The sequence below is a fragment of the Cyclobacterium roseum genome (assembly GCF_010119225.1).
Classification (GTDB): Bacteria; Bacteroidota; Bacteroidia; order Cytophagales; family Cyclobacteriaceae; genus Cyclobacterium; species Cyclobacterium roseum.
This window is the reverse complement of the sequence record NZ_WNKF01000009.1, coordinates 69,833-88,015: the sequence shown is the minus strand read 5'-3', so window position 1 is coordinate 88,015 and position 18,183 is coordinate 69,833. Positions and strand designations below refer to the sequence as shown.

Below are 18,183 nucleotides of genomic sequence, written 5' to 3'. Positions count from 1 at the left end.
CGAAAAAAGAAAACCCGGCTTACCAGTCTTTTTTCCAGATAGGGCCGCCCTGGTATTTTACCCCAACGGGATATCTTGGCGAAGGAGTAACCTCCGTTTCCATGAGCCGTTCTATTTTTTCGACCAGCTCCGGATGATCTCCGGCCAGGTTATTGGTTTCAGCGATATCTTTACTTAGATCGTAGAGTTCGATCGGCTGGTTTTTTCCATTCCGAATGCCTTTCCAGTCACCCAGCCGGATGGCCTGATCGTACCGATCTCGGGTGTGGCCAAAATCCCAAAAAAGGATGCGTTCATTTGGAGGAAGCACATTCCCTTTTAACGCCTCAATGACCGAAATTCCGTCCATTTCTCCCGGCAAGGTAGTATTGGCCAGGGTAGCGAACGTGGGAAGCATGTCCTGAAAAGCGATAACCTCATCTGATACCTGGGCAGCAGGAATGACTCCTGGCCAGGAAGCGATAAAAGGAACTCGTATGCCTCCTTCATACAGGTCCCGCTTAAACCCTTTCAGCCGTCCGTTGGTTTTAAATCCTTTCCAGGTGGCACTATGGCCGCCGTTGTCCGAGGTAAAAATGACCAGTGTGTTATCCCGCATTCCCATGGCCTCGAGAAGCGCAATGATTTTCCCAACGTCTTTGTCCAGCCGGTGGATCATGGCGGCGTATTTTTTGGCTTTTTCTGGCCAATCTTTGTTCGCATAGGGGGCTGTAGTAGGTACGGTCAATCCGTGTTCGTCTTCTTCCTGCGATGAAAAATGGGGTAATGTATACGCTACATATAGAAAGAAAGGGCTGTCTTTTGGCTCTCTGATAAAGTTAAGGGCGGCATTGGTCAGGATATCATGGCTGTAGTGATTTCTCAGAATAGGGTTATCTGGCAGGTGAATTTTCCGTTCGTCATGATCCAGATAGGTAGGGTAATAATAATGGGCATGGTCCTGGTTCAGGTACCCCGTCCAGGTATCAAATCCCATATTTGTAGCCCGGCCCTCCGTCTGAGCATCACCAAGGGACCACTTGCCGACGCCCCCGGTCCGGTATCCGGCATCTTTGAGTACCTGCGCTAAAGTGATATCGTCAGCATGCAGGTATGTTGGATAATGGGGTACATTGTCTCTGGCAACCGTATGACCATTATGCAGACCAGTCATTAGCACACTCCTTGAAGAGGTGCAAACTGGCCCTCCGGCATATGCCTGTGTAAACCGAATTCCTTGTTCGGCAAGCGCGTCTATATTCGGGGTGTGCATTAGCTCTTGTCCGTACACGCCAATATCTCCATATCCCAAATCATCCGCCATGATGAAAAGGATATTGGGCATGGTTTCGGTACCGGATTGCTGAGCAAATGTTACCGTCGTCGTTAATGAAAAAAGCCAGGATGAAACCAGAAGGATTTTAGGAAGAGTAGGCATTTTAATATTGGGTTTAGATGGGTAATGGCTGCTTTACATTTTGCACCAGCGGGATACCTTTACCGGCGACCGACACAGAACGTGTCGTTTACTGCCCCAAGTGTGGGGAAAACCGATCTGCTTTTTTCTGGCCAGTCAGTTAAGCCGATGGCTGCATTAGGACGAAAAACCGTTACAGGGCGTAAAAAAAGAAATAAATTGTGATTTTACCTCAAAAGGGAATCATTTTTTTGAACCCAGGACCGACTGTGCGAACAAGGAGTTGGTAAAACCATTCGTTACGAATCCCCTCCTCGCCAATCGGGACCATTTAGCTTCGCCATAATGGAATAGTTGCCTATACAATCCCCGGAGAGAATGTCCTCGGCGCTAGGATCGTAATAGTTGCCGCTGGTGCTTAACTTATGGTACGAGCCATTTTCAAGCAAATGGGTTAATTCACAGAAATTGGCCAGAAAATCATTGTTTTGGATGACCAAAGGGTACCTGGGAGCATTTTCAGAACCGTCTCCCACACCGACGGAAACCAGATTTTCCAGGCCTGATAAGGTCTTAAGCTTGTAATTGCCTTCGATGGTAAATCTTCGCTCAACGTGCGTGAGTGCCGCTAATTCATCCAGGTTCTCCAGGTAATAATTGTCCCGAATTTGAATGTCGAATCTGATTTTCGGGGCAATTCCCAATCCCTTAAGCGTTTGAAGGGAAGTGCTTTGTAGATTCAATCGGCCATTCACTTTTCCGGAAGGTGAAAATAATCCCTCCAGAGTTTTTATTCCGCTCATCGTGGAAAGGGAGAGGGTATTTAGCGTTTCTATTCCATTTTGGAAGGCCTCAAAAGAACTGATTTTAGATTGATTACTTATTTCGAGAAGCCCTATCTCACGCAGCCCGGATAAGCCCTCAAAGGATTCCAGATTTTCGTTATCTGCCAGAATTAGTTTGTCAACCCGGGATAATTGTTCCAGACTGCGGAGGTTTTTCAACCCATTATTGGAAGTAATTTCGAGCCATTTGCCCACAACCAGATGGCCGAGGCCTTCCAAATTCATTAAGGAATGGTTTTCCTTGATAAAAATAATAGGAGGCGGGTTGGTCAAATCCGGCAAGCCACCTACTGTTTCCAGCCTGGGGTTGTTGGAAATGTCCAGTAAACTCGGGATGTTTTTAATATTTCCCAAGCCTTCCAGGGATGTTAACTTTGGATTATTCCGAATGGTCAGTGCACCGTCCAAGGATTGTAAAACATCTAAGGGGCTAAGGTCTGTTATGGCATCGTTTCCGACGGTGCTTTCGATGATTAGGTCGCCTCTGATGCCATCGTAGCAGCTTACCGGCCATTCGTTCACCTGTGTCTGGCTTTGGAGAATGACATTTCCTGAGAAGCTGCCTCCCGGACAGTCCCTGTCCTTACTTTCCATTTTGATGATTAAGGGGGTGGAACTGTATCCCCGCAATTCTGCTAAGGTAAACGTTTTCGAATAATCGTTCCAATCTGGACTACTTGCCCGGAGGGTATACGTATCCGCCAGGGGCAAGGGGATGCTTTGATTTATCCCTGGTGACAGGTTCCAGTCCAGGGTGTCGTCCAGTACGCTGACTTTCACTGTTCCGGCCAGAAAGTCCATCAGCCGTAGATCCGATACCAATGCCACATAAATAGAAAGGGGACCCACCACTTCCAATGAAAAGGACTGCAGTCCAAAATCTGCCGGACTTTTTCCCTGAGTACCGATTACTTCCAGGGAAAGCTGGGTTACCGGTTCTTCTTCGGATTCGACGGGAATGAGGTCAAATGCCAGGGGTAAGGCCAGGTCCGATTCTTTACCGAGGGGAGAAGTCTTTTGCGGAGCAGCCTCTGCTACGGAATTACCTTCGCCCATAATGTAAAAGGAAATCACCTCATAGGTCCCCTCCGGCAGAAAAATTTTCTCCGTCAGGTAATGCCCTTCTTTTTCTTCTACCTGAATCGCCGTTGATTCGTAGGCAGTTTTTGATCCGTCCGTGCCGCGAATGGTAATGGTTGCTTGTTTTACCTGCTGCTGTTCGCTGAGTCTGCCCTGCGGGGAAGCACCTGTGTTCCGATTGAGTCGTAAAACGATGGAAGGAACCTTTGATTCACTTTCCGGCACTTCCGGCCCGGGATTTTGGTCCGGTACCGGAGATGATTGGGGAACGGGATCCGGCGTTTCCAGGCCTTCACAGCCCCACCATGCCCCCGCCAGACCTATCCAAAGAAGCCATATGATTGCGTTCCGGTTTTTCATAGTTCTTCTTCGTTACAGTCCCCATTGATAAAATCCTCCAGCGATGGGTTGTACCCATTGTTTTCTATTACGGAAAAACCGGCCCCAAATTCAATAATCTTATCTGCAAAGCCGCAAAAATCCGTCAGAGAGGCATTGTCGGTGAAGGTAAATAACTTGGGATTTATGGGGTAGGGTACGGCATCGGGTTCTATAGTCGGGTAGTAAACAACCTGATCGATGTTATGCAAGCCATCCAGACTTTGAATTTTTGGATTGTTTACCAGCGTTATAGTGGAAAAAAGAACGGTGAGGGTAGAAAAAGGTAAGAGGTCCTGTAGGGATGCGTTGTTTTGAAGGATGATTTTAGAAAAGTATTCATAAAATGCCAGGTCCTGCAGCGTCTCGATTTTTGGCTGGTTACTAAATTCAAAGTGCTTCATCACCATTCCCTCGGGTGCCAGTAGTCCTTTCAGATTGTCCAGGTTTTCATTGTTTTTTAGCATCAATCGGTTAATCTCGGTAAAGCCAGTAGAAGCGGAGCCACCAAAGTCCACCAAAACCGGGATTATCGGAAATTTGGATGCTCCCGATCTTCTCCTGAAGGAAATTGAAACTCAATTGGGTCAAATTTGGATTGGCTGTAATGGTAATCTCCCCCATCTGCCGGAAACGGCCCAATTGATCCAGAGAGGTAAAGTGTTCCATCGCTTCGATATGCAGTTTTGCGATCGCAGGAGTAACCGCTTGCAGTCCCTCAAAATGGCGTAGGTTTGGATTTTGAATTAACCTTAATTCCCTTACATAATTCAATCTGAATAAATCCGCCAAGGACTCCAGTCGTTCGTTATCCTGGATGGTTAGGGTACCGGAAATTACCTGCAACCGATGCAGACCCATTACCGATTTTAAGGAAGGATTTTCTAACAGACTCAGGTTGCCCTGTATCTCCTGAAGGGTGCTCAGTCCCCTGAGATCGGTCACCGGATCCGGCTCATCTGCTGCCGATTGGCCCAGCAACAAGTCTCCCTGTATGGCCTCATAGCCCTTTAGCGAAAAGGAATCTACCGCTGCTTGTGTGGCTAAAGCGATCGATCCTGTAAATACACCGCCAATAAATTCAGCACCGCTACTTTCTTTTTTCATTTCTAAAACCAGCGGTTGCTCAGCAAATTGCCGCAGGGTGTCGTACAAGGGTTTGTTTTAGGGGTTGGTAGGTGTCACTTTCGACCAGGAATACATACGCATCCGAGCTTTTAGGAAGGACAATACGGTTCAGGTTTCTGCCAAGTGGCTGCGTTCGGGTAACATTGCCAATGCTCACGGTGAGTTTTCCAGGTAGATAGTCCAGGTAATCGTCCGTGCTTTCTCCGGTAAGCGTCAGGAAAAAGAAAAAGGTATCCATAAATCCTTTCGTGTCGGAAGGGAAGCCGAATTTTTCAGGAGAGGCATTGGCGGTGGAAATGACCTCCACGAGTATTTCTGCCGAACCCGCAGTGTTCATTTCAAATGCTAGCGGAAAGGGCTGGTTTAAGTATGCTGCGAACGGTGAACCTTCCCTGGGACTGGCATAGAGAATGGTTTCGAGGCTATCCTTAAGGTAAAAATCCGTGATTTGATAGTTTCCCGGAGGCAAACTTAAGTCCTCAATCAGTATTTCGTCCTGAAACCTTGTTAGCGGGATACTTTTAGAGGAATAGGCTGTTTCTGAACCGTTTTCACGCAGAATGGTAATGACCAACTGGCTGACCCCTTGAATGGGAACTTGTTGAAGGCGACTGCTTTCGTTGCCGGCGACGCCTTGTTTCAATTGGATGGAAAGCGTCCCCTCTTTTGCGCGGGGTTTCTCCTCTACTGTTTCACAAGCCCCAAAAATCAACCCACAAAAAAGCAGGAGATACAGGCCAAAAATCCGTACTGTCATAGCCATAAATTAAAAATGCTACGACAAAAATAATACTAATTTTAAATACATCAAAATGTAATTTGAATAAATAAATATGTTATTTGAACTTAATTAATTTTCATTGTTAGTTATTAAACCCTGGCCTAAGGGTTGCGAGTTATGATTTTAGATGATAAGCCAGGGGGATGTTTTCTGGAATTGTTTCAAATCCAACGGAGGAGTTTCTTTTTTTACTTAACAAAGCGGTTGAGGTGACTCTTAAATTAAAGGAATCATTTTAGCGGGTCATTGATTTTTTCAAAAGAGTATTGATAAAATCAATGAAAATAATTAAATGATAGATACTATATTTGTTGTCCAAGTAAGAAAAAAAACAATTCAAAGCATATGAAAAAATCAATAGTATTTAGTTGGCTTCTGATAATAGGCGCACTTTTTTCGGGATGTCAAAAAAACGAAAGCCAGGAAGCTGAGGCAGATGGGTATACTGGAGCTACCCAAAAAAGCAATTCCAATCGAATAGCCACCAGCAACAGTGATTGGTGGCCCAATCAGTTGAATTTAAGTATTCTTCGCCATAACTCTTCACTATCCAACCCCATGGGTGAGGATTTTAATTATGTAGAAGAATTTAATAATCTGGATTATGAAGCTCTGAAAAAGGATATTGAAGCGGTGATGACTGAATCACAGGATTGGTGGCCGGCAGATTACGGTCATTATGGAGGTTTATTTATTCGAATGGCCTGGCATAGTGCTGGTACTTACCGAACCGGGGATGGTCGCGGCGGCTCCCGTTCCGGGCAACAGCGTTTTGCACCACTCAATAGCTGGCCTGATAATGCCAATTTGGATAAAGCAAGACGCTTGCTATGGCCGATTAAACAGAAATATGGGGATAAAATCTCCTGGGCAGATTTAATGGTGCTTACAGGTAATGTTGCTCTGGAATCCATGGGATTCAAGACTTTTGGCTTTGCCGGTGGTAGGGAAGACGTTTACGAACCGGAACTGGATGTGTATTGGGGGGCTGAGAACAAATGGCTCGGTGACGAAAAACGTTATTCAGGAGAAAGGGAGTTGGAAAATCCACTAGCTGCTGTACAAATGGGCCTGATCTATGTCAATCCGGAAGGTCCCAATGGTAATCCGGACCCAGTACTTGCGGCTCACGACATTCGAGAAACCTTTGGAAGAATGGGAATGAATGACGAGGAAACCGTCGCCTTGATTGCCGGCGGCCACACATTGGGAAAAACTCACGGAGCAGGTGATGCCTCGAATGTAGGACCTGAGCCGGAAGCGGAGAGCATAGAAGCGCAAGGTCTGGGATGGAAAAGTTCCTATAAATCAGGTAAAGGCGCCGATGCCATTACTTCCGGATTGGAGGTAATCTGGACCTCCACTCCTGCCAAATGGAGTCATTTATTCTTTTTCAATTTGTTTGAAAACGAATGGGAACTGACCAAAAGTCCCGCAGGCGCTCATCAGTGGGTGGCGGTAGATCCAAAAATGATGGTTCCGGATGCCTTTGATCCGGAAAAAGAGCACAAACCTACCATGCTGACCACCGATTTATCCTTGCGATTTGACCCGGTGTATGAAAAGATATCCAGAGACTTTTATGAGAATCCAGAAAAATTTAACGATGCCTTTGCCAGGGCATGGTTTAAACTTACCCATAGAGATATGGGACCAAAGACCACCTATTTGGGTCCGGAAGCCCCTACAGAAGATTTGATCTGGCAGGATCCCATTCCGGCAGTAAATCATACGCTGATCAATGATCAGGATATCGACGCTTTGAAATCTAGTCTTCTGAATTCCGGTTTGTCTATCAGCGAGATGGTCGGAACAGCCTGGGCATCCGCTTCCACCTACCGGGGTTCGGACAGAAGAGGAGGGGCCAACGGGGCGCGTATCCGTTTGGCTCCGCAAAAAGATTGGGAAGTTAACAATCCGGAGCAATTGAAGAAGGTGTTGGGTGTGCTTGAAGGAATTCAGGGTGATTTCAACAAGAAATCGACAAATAAAAACGTATCCCTGGCAGATTTGATTGTCCTTGCAGGCAATGCAGCTGTGGAAAAAGCAGCGTTAAATGCAGGTTATTCGGTGAAAGTGCCTTTTATTCCTGGTCGCATGGATGCTACCCAGGAACAAACCGATGTGGAATCTTTTGCCTTGCTTGAGCCTATGGCGGATGGTTTTCGCAATTATTTAAAAACCCAATACACCATATCTACAGAAGAGTTGCTGTTAGACAAGGCACAGCTACTGACCCTTACCGCTCCTGAAATGACCGTGCTGGTGGGTGGAATGCGAGCACTCAATGCCAACTATGACGGATCCGAGCATGGTATCTTTTCAAGCGAAAAGGATGTACTTACCAATGATTTCTTTGTGAATCTGTTGGACATGAGTACCGAATGGAAAGCCAGTTCGGACACCAAAGAAACCTTTGAGGGCAGGGATAGAAAGACAGGTGAATTGAAGTGGACGGCTACCCGTGCGGATCTGATATTTGGTTCCAATTCTGAATTGAGGGCCTTGGCAGAAGTATATGCAAGCGAAACGTCCAAAGAAAAATTTGTCACTGACTTTGTTGCCGCCTGGGACAAGGTGATGAAGCTTGACCGATTTGACCTGATCTACCAATAAGCTGTGACTTTGTAAGCCTTTGCTAATTGGGTGAAAAAATTTAAAGGAAAGCCAGACCCTCGGATCTGGCTTTCTTGTTCTTACCCTGGTGGTGTTCATTATAAATTACGTGTATTTCTTACATACCCACTAGGGTGTGGCATCGGGGTTGACCGTTTTCAAGGAAAAATGAGGGTTTGAAATCAACAAATGATTTAAATTGAAACCGATGTTTATTTCTTCCCTGGTTGAATCGGTTTAAAACAGAATAAACAGATATTGTGCCCCAAATTCCCATTTGCAATACTTTTTCAATCTCCAATCTTCGCGGTTTTCCTAATAGTTATCACTACCAAAGAAATGTAAGGGGAAAAATCAGGTATTATAACTGGAGAAAACAATTCTCCACATAAAAATGAGTAGATTTATTCCTGTAAATTAAATCTAAACAAATACGCTGATAACCAAGGTTATGGGAATTTTCAATTCAATACTAGGTAATGCAGGTTCCGTCAATAAAGAAACCCTCCAAATGGATTACGGAAGAATACTGACGGCAGAAGAGCAAATAGAAACGGGATTTAAGCTTTTCAGAGATACGTTCATTTTTACCAATAAACGACTGGTCCTGGTGGACAAGCAAGGACTTACGGGAAGAAAATCCGAATACCTTTCCTTGCCTTACAAGAGCATTTCCCGCTTTAGTATAGAGACGGCCGGTACGTTTGATTTGGATGCAGAATTAAAAATTTGGATTTCCAGTGACCCGCAGCCGACGGTAAGTAAGAAGTTTAATAAATCGGTGGATGTCTATGAAGTACAGAAATTACTGGCGGGTTTTGTGCTTGGGTAATTGCATTGCCTTTTACCCCATGCCTGCTTTTACAGCTTCATGTATATCTCTTTAACCTGGCAAACCAAAATAACTAACGATGGAGTAAATTTCTTTTGTGTAACGATAATTTTCCAGAATTATATATTATTTCCCATGAAAAACCTGATAATAACCTTTCTATCCAGTTGCTTTATCTTGCTTTCCTTTACGGTTCTGTCCCAAGAGCGGCCCAATATCGTGCTGATTATGGCAGATGACCTCGGCGGCAGCGATCTGCCAGCCTATGGAAACCGATTCAACGAGACCCCCAATATTGACAAATTAGTCAGTCAGGGAATGCGCTATCACAATGCCTATGCGGCTCCGGTTTGTTCTCCAACGCGGGCCAGTATACAAGCGGGTCAATATCCCGCCAGAGTAGGCATATTCGACTTTATTCCCGGTCATTGGCGCCCTTACGAAGAGGTGACCGTTCCCCATCACCCGGTTCAGCACCTGCCAGATAAAATTGTTACTATCGGCAATGCCATGCAATCGGCAGGCTATACCACCGGATATTTTGGCAAATGGCATTTGGGAAATAACCCTGAGCATCTGCCCCACAACAGGGGATACGATAAAGCCTATATGTATGCAGGTGGAGGCTTCTACCAGCCCCGGTTTGTTCCGGAATATACGTCTGCTGAAGGGGCCCGACTGAGTGAAACCCTCACCAGCATGGGGGTTGATTTCATCGCTGAGAATAAAGAAAATCCATTTTTTCTCTTCATTTCTCATTACGATGTGCACGTTCAGTTGGACGCAGATAGGGACTTAATTGAAAAATACCTCAACAAACCGAAGGACCCGGATTATGCCAGTAATGCCGTCTATGCGGCGATGATTTCTCATATAGACGAAAGCGTGGGTGCGGTCATGGAGGCCATCGATGAAATGGGCCTGGCAGACAATACGGTATTTATTTTCTATTCCGATAACGGCGGAGTGGATAACCGATTTGACAATGTCCCACTCCTGGGAGGCGACAGCAAAGACGTTTATCCGGAAGGTCATCCCCTCCGCTACATTGCCACAAACAATGCGCCGCTGCGGGCAGGAAAAGGAACGCTGTATGAAGGAGGGATCCGGGTGCCCTTAATCGTTCGCTGGCCGGAAAAAGTAAAAGCGGCCAGTACCTCTGAGGCCATTGTCTCCAGTGTTGATTTTTACCCCACTTTTTTGGAAATTGCGAAGGGAGAAAGCCCGCAAAACCAGGTGCTTGACGGGTATTCTATGGTGCCTTCCCTGACAGAAAACAGGTATGACCCGGAGCGGGAAGTGTTCACCCATTATCCTGTATACCATCACGAACAGCCCATGTCGGCTTTGAGAAAAGGCTCCTGGAAAATCATAGAAAATCTGGTTTCCGGCGAGTTTGACCTGTATAACCTGCGGTACGATGTCAACGAAATGACCGACCTTAAATTCAGTTATCCCGAAAAGTTGGCTGAAATGAAGTCCGCATTAAAAAAATGGCAAACGGAAACCAAGGCCCAAAACCCGGTTCCAAATCCTGATTTTGACCCGGCCAAAAGGTACGAATGGGGTACCAATCCATTCAGGTAAATGAAGTAAAAACAGATCAGAAGCAAAATAAACATACTATGGGAAAGAAAGTGTGGGTATTCGTAGCCCTACCGGTACTATTGCTGGTTATGGCCAGCATGGTAAAAAGCCCTGTTTGCGAACTGTCGCTGAAAAAGAGCGACTGGCGCATGGGCGTAGCCTTGTATTCCTTCAACAGGTTCCCTTTTTCCAGCTCATTAGAAAAAGCGAAATCTGCCGGAGTAACATACGTGGAAGGCTTTGATTTTCATAATATGGGTGGAGATTTTGGAGACAAAACAATGAAAGATCTTGGATCCACAGAGGCAAAAACAGTAAAAATGCTGTTGAAGGATAAGGGACTAAAAATGAAATCCATGTATGTAGGAACAGCCCAGACTGAATCCGATTGGCGCAAAGCCTTTGAACTGGCCAAATCCTTGAAAGTCCGATACCTGGTCACCGAACCCAAAAGGGCCCACTGGGACCTGGTGGATGAGCTTGCGGGGGAGTTCAATATCAGGGTCGCGCTTCACCAGCATTCCAAAGAGGCAGGAAGTATTTACTGGCATCCGGATTCGGTATTGTCGGCGATCAAAAACCACCCCAATTTCGGTGCTTGTGGAGATGTGGGACATTGGGTAAGAAGCGGGCTTAATCCCGTGGAGAGTTTAAAAAAGCTCGAAGGTCACCTGATGAGTATTCATCTTAAGGATCTGGATGCTTATGGGCAATCTGCCAAAGACAGAATGGTGGGCGAGGGGATCATTGATTTCGAAGCGGTGGTTGCCGAACTCGGTAGGCAGGGATTTGATGGGGAGGTTTATGTGGAGTGTGAGCATAATATGGAGGATAACCTAAAGGATGTCCAGCATGCGGTAACCTATTTTGAAAGTCTAAGTCCTTGAGGCAAGATCCGTGCTTTTTATATCTAACTTATTAGATCAGAAACAACTAGCACTATGAAACAGAAGTATTTAAAAAAAACAATCCATACCAACAGGGTCATTTGCGCTTCCGGATTAGCTATTGGGTTACTTTTTCTGGCGGGGATGATTTGTTTTCCTGCTTTTTCCCAGGATGCCAACCGCTTTTTCCAGGCTGGAGCATACAAAAGTAATATTACCCCAAAATTAGGTGGTCCCATCATTGGTAATTGGGATTCGCCACCTGCAGAATACGTTCATGACGAGTTGTTTGCCCGAAGCATCGTCCTGGATGATGGGGAGACGAAACTGGTGCTGGTGACCGTGGATAATGTTGGTGTTGATCAAAAGGTGTTTGATGCCGCCAAGCAAACCATTGAGCAGGCCACGGGAATTCCGGCATCCCATGTGATGATGGCTTCCACCCATACCCATTCGGCCACCAGTGCACGGGGTGTAGGGGATAAAGGAAGGGAATGGCATGCATCCGAGCCGCTGGATGAATACCAGTCCTTTTTGGCGTCCAGAATTGCCGATGGCGTGCAGATCGCTCTTCGGAACCTCGAACCTGCCAGAATTGGTTGGGGGTCCGTTGATGTGCCCCAGCATGTGTTCAACCGTAGGTGGAAAATGAAGCCCGGCACACCCACCCCCAATCCACTTGGAGGTACCGACATCGCGGTTATGAATCCGGGGGTAGGCAATCCGAATCTGCTGGAACCAGCCGGACCTACTGATCCCGAAGTAGCTTACCTGTCGGTGCAGGCCATAGACGGCCGGCCGCTGGCCTTGCTCGCTAATTATTCCTTGCATTACGTGGGTGGCGTTCCGGTTGGCGAAATATCCGCCGATTATTTTGGCATGTTTGCCGACAAAATGCAGGAATTACTGGATGCAGACCGTCAAAACCCCGCCTTTGTGGCCATGATGTCAAACGGCACCTCAGGAGATATTAACAATATTGACTTCAGCGGCCCAAGGGTTAAACACCCACCTTATGGCAAGATGAAATTGGTAGCAGATGATGTAGCCAGGGCCGTAGTAAAAGGCTATCAGGATATTGTTTACCAGGACTGGGTACCTTTACAGGCCAAACAGGTACTACTAAACCTAAAGGTACGCAGGCCGGACCCTGAACTGGCCAAATTCGTCAGGAAAGTAGCTGCACGGCCCGATTCAGTAGAAGGAAGGCACCGGCTGGAAAAAACCTATGCCAAACGGATCAAGCAGATGGAAACTTTTCCGGATACTATTGACGTGATTATCCAGGCCTTTAAAATAGGGGATTTGGGCATAGGGGCCATTCCTTTTGAGACCTTTGTAGAGATCGGTTTGGAATTAAAAGAGCGAAGCCCAATGAAAAATACCTTTACCATTGCCCTGGCCAATGGGCTTTATGGCTACCTTCCTACCCCTGAGCAACACCAATTGGGAGGGTACGAAACCTGGCTGTCCACGAATAGGGTAGAAGAGGTCGCCTCCGAAAAGATCATTGCTCAACTATTGGAATTGTTTGGGGATTTTAAATAGACAAGTATCTGGAAGGCCATAGCTACTTGCTAATTTCCTGCTGCATATTGGTGGTTTTCATTTGAGGTTTTCGGCTCCACTGCAGAGAGGGGAGTCACGTAGTGGTGAAGTTTTTTCTTTTTAATTATCTGAGCGATTATCAGGAAGTGGATGGCATCATGATTCCTCATTTTACAGAAGTGAGAGTGAATGGTCAAGCTGTCCAACGTATCACCTTCCAAGAGGTGGGGCTGAATCCTGAAGTCGACGAACTAATTTTCTCCCGTCCGAAATAAGAGTAAATCATTCTTAAGGGTTTAAATATTATATGTTTTGAACTTACATTTACCAGGTAGTTTCAAAAACTATAAGGCTACCGCTCCCGGAATGTTTTTTTGGTTCAGAATAGTGTATATCATTTTGATTTAATTTCGGGACTTTAATGGGAAAAAAGCTTTTCGTTAGTCTGGAATGATCATGTGCGCTCCGGGCCGAAGGGAAACCAGCTAAACAGTTGATTTTTTGTTTTTAAAGGGCTTTAGCTATAACGCTTGAGATCTCTTTTTAGGGGTTAATTTCGCACATTCCTGTGGTAGACAGACCTATGGGTGAAAATCCGTACTTTCTAAAGGAAAAGAATGCCGAAAACTACCGGTAGGTGTAGCTACAGCGGAACCCTCGGCAAGGGCGAAGAAATGTGATAGCTAGTTTATCCAAAAAGATGCCAATAAAGCCAAGGTATACAGTATAAAAACCGCTATATTGCTACTACCAGATAGCGTCTAGGAGGTGGGTGATTTAAGCGTTTATATGCTAAACTAAATTACAAATGGTCAATTTTCGTATTTTTTTACTATCCATGATGGCATCGGTCTATGGGTGTACCGACCGGAAGAACCTCTCTAGCAAAAGTTCAGATTCAACCTATTGGGAACTCGTGATTCTTGACTCTATTCAGGTAGATTACCTCGGGAGTGTTGGTGGTGGAGATTTTAGAAATGGAAAAGGGGTGTTTTTTAATTTTCAGGAAAATAAATTGATTGAGTTTGACTCCACTGGAAAGATTCATTATGAAAGGTCTTACCCAACGGATGGCCCCGGAAAAGTTCAATACCCAACCCAACTACGGTACACGGATGACGGAAGGCTTTTTGCAGCGAGTTTCGTGGGTTGGTTGTACGAGCTGAATCCGGACCTAACGTTGGAGCAAGAGATAACGCTCCCGTTTCCAAGCCAGGCACACGACGGAGGGGGATTTTTTCGAAGTTTGGATTTTTGGAATGATTCCTTGGTCAGTTACTATCCCGGTAGAGATGGGGCAAACCCATACGATCCACATTTCATCCGAGACCATTATTTGCTAGAAAAAATTGATCCGAAAACTGGAGGTTCGGTGCCACTAATTAGGATCCCGAGTAATTCGAGATATGCGTCTGATAAATTCTATGAAAGGCCTTGGATTCAATTTGGCATTTCGGGTACTAGACTTCACCTGGCATTAAGCAATGAGCCGATGATTCATGTCTTCGACCTTACTGATGGAGGTTCTTACCTACACACGGTAAATTTTAAACCTTCAACGTTTTTGGATAATGGCGAACACCAAGAGAAATATCAATACATCTCTGGAAGCAGAATGCTTGATGGGGCGATAAGATAGCTTTTTGTGACAGAAAAAGGGACGGTCGTTTACTATGATGAAGGAATTGACGAAGAAATATTCGTGCAAAACGAATTGAACCTTCCAAAAAACTTCCCCAAATACAAAGATTTTCAGAAACAGGTGCTGAAAATCATTTCCCAAGATACCATTCTTTCCAATGAAATCATCGTTCCATACCGAATCGGGAGAATTATGAATATCGAAGGGCTGGACAAGTCCTTTTACGCCCTTAGAGATGATGACTTCGTAGGAGAGGAGCAAGAATACATCACCTTTTATAAACTGCTACTGGTGAAGAAATAATCATCTGCATGTTAATTGAAATTGTTTTTATCATAAACCTGCCCAATTGAATTATTAGAAGGTGGGTCATGGGGGCACTAAGCCGTGTTTTTAATTCCTGATCTGGTGTTTGCACCTTTTTAATTTACTTTTACTGACCTAACACATACAGCATGCAATGCTAACGGGCATTTGTCAACAGCGGCCTCTTGCTAACAAGCGCATTAACAAAACCTTCTTTACCCTATCATTTATTATATGGTGCGTTAGGTTGGTATTTATGGAAAAGGAGATACTAGATAAAAATTGAGTTAAAAGTCATTTTGTCACAATTATCTGGTAAATTTCTAGCTCGCACTCGTTTTTCAGCATCAAAAAATAGGTTATTTACAACGTAGCGTGTGAAGTACATGAACCCAAAAATCCGCTGGTACGTATTGGCCCTGGTATTTCTTGCCACCGGTTTGAATTTTTTGGACCGGCAGGTACTCTCCATGACCATCCTCAAGATTCAGGAGGAATTGTCCATATCGGACGTGCAGTACGGATGGGTCAATACGGGCTTTCTCGTCAGCTATGCCCTGATGTTTACCGTAGGCGGCCGCTTGATTGACAAGGTAGGAGGAAAGGTAGGTCTGGGCATCTCGGTGGGCGTCTGGTCGGTGGCCAGTGCCCTGCATGGACTTATGGGGAATTTTTACCAGTTGGTGGGATTCCGGTTTTTGCTGGGCATGGGTGAAGGAGGCTGTTTTCCCGGAGCAGCGAAGACCGTGTACGAATGGTTTGGGAAAAAGGAGCGGGCCCTGGCCAACGGCGTGGCCATTGGTGGGGCGGCCATTGGTGCCGTTGTAGCGCCTCCCCTGACCATCCTGATTTCCGGGCAGTACGGCTGGCGTTGGGCCTTTATCCTGCCGGGCCTGGTTGGCCTGGTCTGGGTCGTCGCCTGGTTTGCCCAATCCTGGAAAAAAAGCCTGCATGCGCAGAGCCGGGCGGGCAGTTCCCAAACGGAAAGGCCGATTCGGGTGCCCATGGTCGATTTATTGAAAAACAGGACCGTATGGGCATTTATTTTGATCCGCTTTTTGCTGGACCCGGTGTTTTATTTTTTGATGTTTTGGGTACCCAAATACCTCAATCAGGAGCGGGAGCTGTCCTTCGAGCGGATCGGGGAACTGTTTTGGATCCCCTTTCTGGCCCTGGGCTTGTCAAACATGCTGGGTGGCTGGTGTTCGGATAAACTTATTGCCCGAAACCTGAGCATCAACGCCGCCAGAAAATGGGTCATGGGTTTTGCAGCTGCGGTCACACTGGTGGCGCCTTTTATTTCTACCGTTTCCTCGGTGGAGGTAGCCATTTCGCTTATGTCGCTGGTAATGCTGGCCCACGGGTTTTGGATCACCAACTACATTACGGCCATTGCCGATATGTTTGGCAACCAGGCCACCTCCACGGTGGTGGGGCTGTCGGGAACGGCCGGGGCAATTTCCGGCATGCTCTTGAATCCGGTTATTGGCTGGGTGGCACAAAATTATTCCTACGGGCCCTTGTGGTTGGTTTCCGGACTGATGTATCCCCTGGCTTTTTGTATATTGCTTATCCGAATACCCTCGATTACTGCGCTGGAATTCAAGCCGCCAAAAGGCGCAGGTGCCGGGTGATTCGCCAATACTTCACCGAGCAAAAACATGGAAAAACGCACGAATGAACAAAATCCAGCCGGGGAGCAGCAGCCCTGGGAACGAAGACAGGAAACCAGGCCCCGGATCGGTGTGTTTGGGGTGGGATATTTCAAGTACTGGCCCCAATTCGAAGGCTTGTTGGAAGATCTCTTAGAAAAACAACGGGTGTTTCTCGATAAACTTGCGCCCCTGTCGGTGGAGGTCATTGATTTTGGCATGGTAGACGATGCCCAATCCGCTTATGCCCTGGTGCCCAAACTCAAGGCGGCCAATCTGGATTTGATCTTTTGCGACATGCTGACCTACGCCACCTCCAGCACCTTTGGCGTGATCATCAAGACCATCGAGACGCCCATCGTATTGGTGGCCTTACAGCCGGACAAGGCCATGGACTACAGCCGGGCTTCTACCTACATGCAGCTGTACAACGACGATGTGTGCTCCCTGCCCGAATTTGCAGGCGTAGCGCTGCGCATGGGCAAACCGGTGCCCGAGGTCATCATCGGCACGCTGCACGAGGACCCGGGAGCCGATGCGCAAATCGAGGAGTTTTGCCGCATTGCCCGGGTGCTGCATGGATTGAAAAATGCCCGAATCGGCCATATCGGGCATCCCATAGAAGCCATGCTGGACATGCATACGGATGCGACCATGCTTACTGCTCATTTTGGGGTACATGTGGTGCAGTGCGAGGCCAATCAAATTGTTCACCAGTATGTCCACCAGGTGAGCGAGGCAGAGGTAGCCCAGGAGGAAAAGCGCATCCTGTCGTTTTTTGATACACCGGACCCGGTTTCCGACCCCATTTCCGAAAAATTGCGACCGGCCGATTTACAAGTGGCCGCAAGGGCTTCCCTGGCCTTAAAAAAATTTGTGGCTAGCGAAAAACTGGACGGCCTGGCCTATTACTACAATGGTGAGCCCGAAAGCGATACCCAACAAGTAATGGCCAACCTGATCGTGGGCAACTCCCTGCTCACCAGCTCGGGTTTTCCCATGTGTGGGGAATCGGATTTAAAGACCTGTTTGGCCCTATTTATCATGGACCGTTTGGGGATCGGTGGAAGCTTTGCGGAGTTTCATCCGGTGGATTTCATCGAAAACTTTATCCTGGTCGGACACGATGGCCCGCACAATATCTCCATTGCCCAGGGGAAGCCGGTCTTGCGGAGTTTAAAGAAATACCACGGCAAGCCCGGTTTTGGAGCCGGGGTCGAATTCAAGATCAAGGAAGGCCCTATTACCATGCTGAGCATCAGTTCCACCTTCGAAGGAAAATTCAAATTTGTAATCGCCGAAGGAGAATCGGTGGAAGGGCCCATTCCTCCCACCGGAAATACCAATACACGGGGCTTTTTCAAGCCGGATGTGCGAACCTTTCTTACGAAATGGATCAAGGAAGGGCCAACCCACCACTTTGCTCTGGGTATTGGGCATCATGCCGGCAGCATCCAAAAAATCGCTCATTACCTACAAATCGAATCGGTTATCGTGTCTTGAAA

Annotated in this window: 14 protein-coding genes; 9 read left to right on the top strand and 5 right to left on the bottom strand. The window is 46.6% G+C overall.

All coding sequences use genetic code 11. The features are described 5' to 3' along the window. Positions 1-19: 19 nt before the first annotated feature. The 5 genes from GJQ68_RS13800 to GJQ68_RS13780 form a co-directional block, all read right to left on the bottom strand. Positions 20-1,417, bottom strand: coding sequence for an arylsulfatase (locus GJQ68_RS13800; RefSeq protein ID WP_162417843.1), 1,398 nt, complete (start codon positions 1,415-1,417; stop codon positions 20-22). A gap of 278 nt (positions 1,418-1,695) precedes the next feature. Further along, complete coding sequence (locus GJQ68_RS13795) at positions 1,696-3,681, bottom strand: leucine-rich repeat domain-containing protein (protein WP_162417842.1); 1,986 nt, start codon at positions 3,679-3,681, stop codon at positions 1,696-1,698. Next, positions 3,678-4,166, bottom strand: coding sequence for a hypothetical protein (locus tag GJQ68_RS13790; protein ID WP_162417841.1), 489 nt, complete (start codon positions 4,164-4,166; stop codon positions 3,678-3,680). Before GJQ68_RS13790 ends, GJQ68_RS13795 begins: the two co-directional genes overlap by 4 nt. Before the next feature lie 7 nt (positions 4,167-4,173). Further along, the gene (locus GJQ68_RS13785; RefSeq protein ID WP_162417840.1) at positions 4,174-4,806 is read right to left on the bottom strand and encodes a hypothetical protein; all 633 of its coding nucleotides are present in this window, start codon (positions 4,804-4,806) and stop codon (positions 4,174-4,176) included. A 19-nt stretch (positions 4,807-4,825) separates the two neighbouring features. Continuing rightward, positions 4,826-5,590, bottom strand: coding sequence for a hypothetical protein (locus tag GJQ68_RS13780; RefSeq protein ID WP_162417839.1), 765 nt, complete (start codon positions 5,588-5,590; stop codon positions 4,826-4,828). A gap of 363 nt (positions 5,591-5,953) precedes the next feature. Between GJQ68_RS13780 and katG the strand changes: the two genes are divergently transcribed. The 9 genes from katG (at position 5,954) to GJQ68_RS13740 (ending at position 18,181) form a co-directional block, all read left to right on the top strand. Further along, a complete protein-coding gene (gene katG / locus GJQ68_RS13775; RefSeq protein ID WP_162417838.1) occupies positions 5,954-8,224 on the top strand; it encodes a catalase/peroxidase HPI in 2,271 nt (756 codons plus the stop codon). A 451-nt stretch (positions 8,225-8,675) separates the two neighbouring features. Next, on the top strand, positions 8,676-9,056 hold the full coding sequence (locus GJQ68_RS13770) for a PH domain-containing protein (RefSeq protein ID WP_162417837.1): 381 nt from the start codon (positions 8,676-8,678) through the stop codon (positions 9,054-9,056). Positions 9,057-9,191: 135 nt separating this feature from the next. Then, the gene (locus GJQ68_RS13765; protein ID WP_162417836.1) at positions 9,192-10,643 is read left to right on the top strand and encodes a sulfatase; all 1,452 of its coding nucleotides are present in this window, start codon (positions 9,192-9,194) and stop codon (positions 10,641-10,643) included. Positions 10,644-10,681: 38 nt separating this feature from the next. Beyond that, entirely contained in the window at positions 10,682-11,530 is an 849-nt protein-coding gene (locus GJQ68_RS13760; protein WP_162417835.1) for a sugar phosphate isomerase/epimerase family protein, read from the top strand. A gap of 54 nt (positions 11,531-11,584) precedes the next feature. Continuing rightward, entirely contained in the window at positions 11,585-13,078 is a 1,494-nt protein-coding gene (locus tag GJQ68_RS13755; RefSeq protein WP_162417834.1) for a hypothetical protein, read from the top strand. 808 nt (positions 13,079-13,886) lie between these two features. After that, entirely contained in the window at positions 13,887-14,717 is an 831-nt protein-coding gene (locus GJQ68_RS13750) for a hypothetical protein (protein ID WP_235941515.1), read from the top strand. Positions 14,718-14,723: 6 nt separating this feature from the next. Then, positions 14,724-15,023, top strand: coding sequence for a hypothetical protein (locus tag GJQ68_RS23345; protein ID WP_235941513.1), 300 nt, complete (start codon positions 14,724-14,726; stop codon positions 15,021-15,023). A 389-nt stretch (positions 15,024-15,412) separates the two neighbouring features. Continuing rightward, positions 15,413-16,660 (top strand): MFS transporter, encoded by a 1,248-nt coding sequence (locus tag GJQ68_RS13745; protein ID WP_162417833.1) that lies wholly within the window; start codon positions 15,413-15,415, stop codon positions 16,658-16,660. Between the two features lie 27 nt (positions 16,661-16,687). Then, the gene (locus GJQ68_RS13740; RefSeq protein WP_162417832.1) at positions 16,688-18,181 is read left to right on the top strand and encodes an L-fucose/L-arabinose isomerase family protein; all 1,494 of its coding nucleotides are present in this window, start codon (positions 16,688-16,690) and stop codon (positions 18,179-18,181) included. The last annotated feature ends 2 nt before the right edge of the window (positions 18,182-18,183 follow it).

Excerpts from the sequence above, each read along its gene's own strand:
- GJQ68_RS13770 (WP_162417837.1), top strand. The coding sequence starts at position 8,676 with ATGGGAATTTTCAATTCAATACTAGGTAATGCAGGTTCCGTCAATAAA.
- GJQ68_RS13755 (WP_162417834.1), top strand. The coding sequence starts at position 11,585 with ATGAAACAGAAGTATTTAAAAAAAACAATCCATACCAACAGGGTCATT.
- katG (WP_162417838.1), top strand. The coding sequence starts at position 5,954 with ATGAAAAAATCAATAGTATTTAGTTGGCTTCTGATAATAGGCGCACTT.
- GJQ68_RS13795 (WP_162417842.1), bottom strand. The coding sequence starts at position 3,681 with ATGAAAAACCGGAACGCAATCATATGGCTTCTTTGGATAGGTCTGGCG.
- GJQ68_RS13760 (WP_162417835.1), top strand. The coding sequence starts at position 10,682 with ATGGGAAAGAAAGTGTGGGTATTCGTAGCCCTACCGGTACTATTGCTG.
- GJQ68_RS13780 (WP_162417839.1), bottom strand. The coding sequence starts at position 5,590 with ATGGCTATGACAGTACGGATTTTTGGCCTGTATCTCCTGCTTTTTTGT.
- GJQ68_RS13745 (WP_162417833.1), top strand. The coding sequence starts at position 15,413 with ATGAACCCAAAAATCCGCTGGTACGTATTGGCCCTGGTATTTCTTGCC.
- GJQ68_RS13765 (WP_162417836.1), top strand. The coding sequence starts at position 9,192 with ATGAAAAACCTGATAATAACCTTTCTATCCAGTTGCTTTATCTTGCTT.
- GJQ68_RS13785 (WP_162417840.1), bottom strand. The coding sequence starts at position 4,806 with ATGAAAAAAGAAAGTAGCGGTGCTGAATTTATTGGCGGTGTATTTACA.
- GJQ68_RS13790 (WP_162417841.1), bottom strand. The coding sequence starts at position 4,166 with ATGCTAAAAAACAATGAAAACCTGGACAATCTGAAAGGACTACTGGCA.
- GJQ68_RS13750 (WP_235941515.1), top strand. The coding sequence starts at position 13,887 with ATGGTCAATTTTCGTATTTTTTTACTATCCATGATGGCATCGGTCTAT.
- GJQ68_RS13800 (WP_162417843.1), bottom strand. The coding sequence starts at position 1,417 with ATGCCTACTCTTCCTAAAATCCTTCTGGTTTCATCCTGGCTTTTTTCA.
- GJQ68_RS13740 (WP_162417832.1), top strand. The coding sequence starts at position 16,688 with ATGGAAAAACGCACGAATGAACAAAATCCAGCCGGGGAGCAGCAGCCC.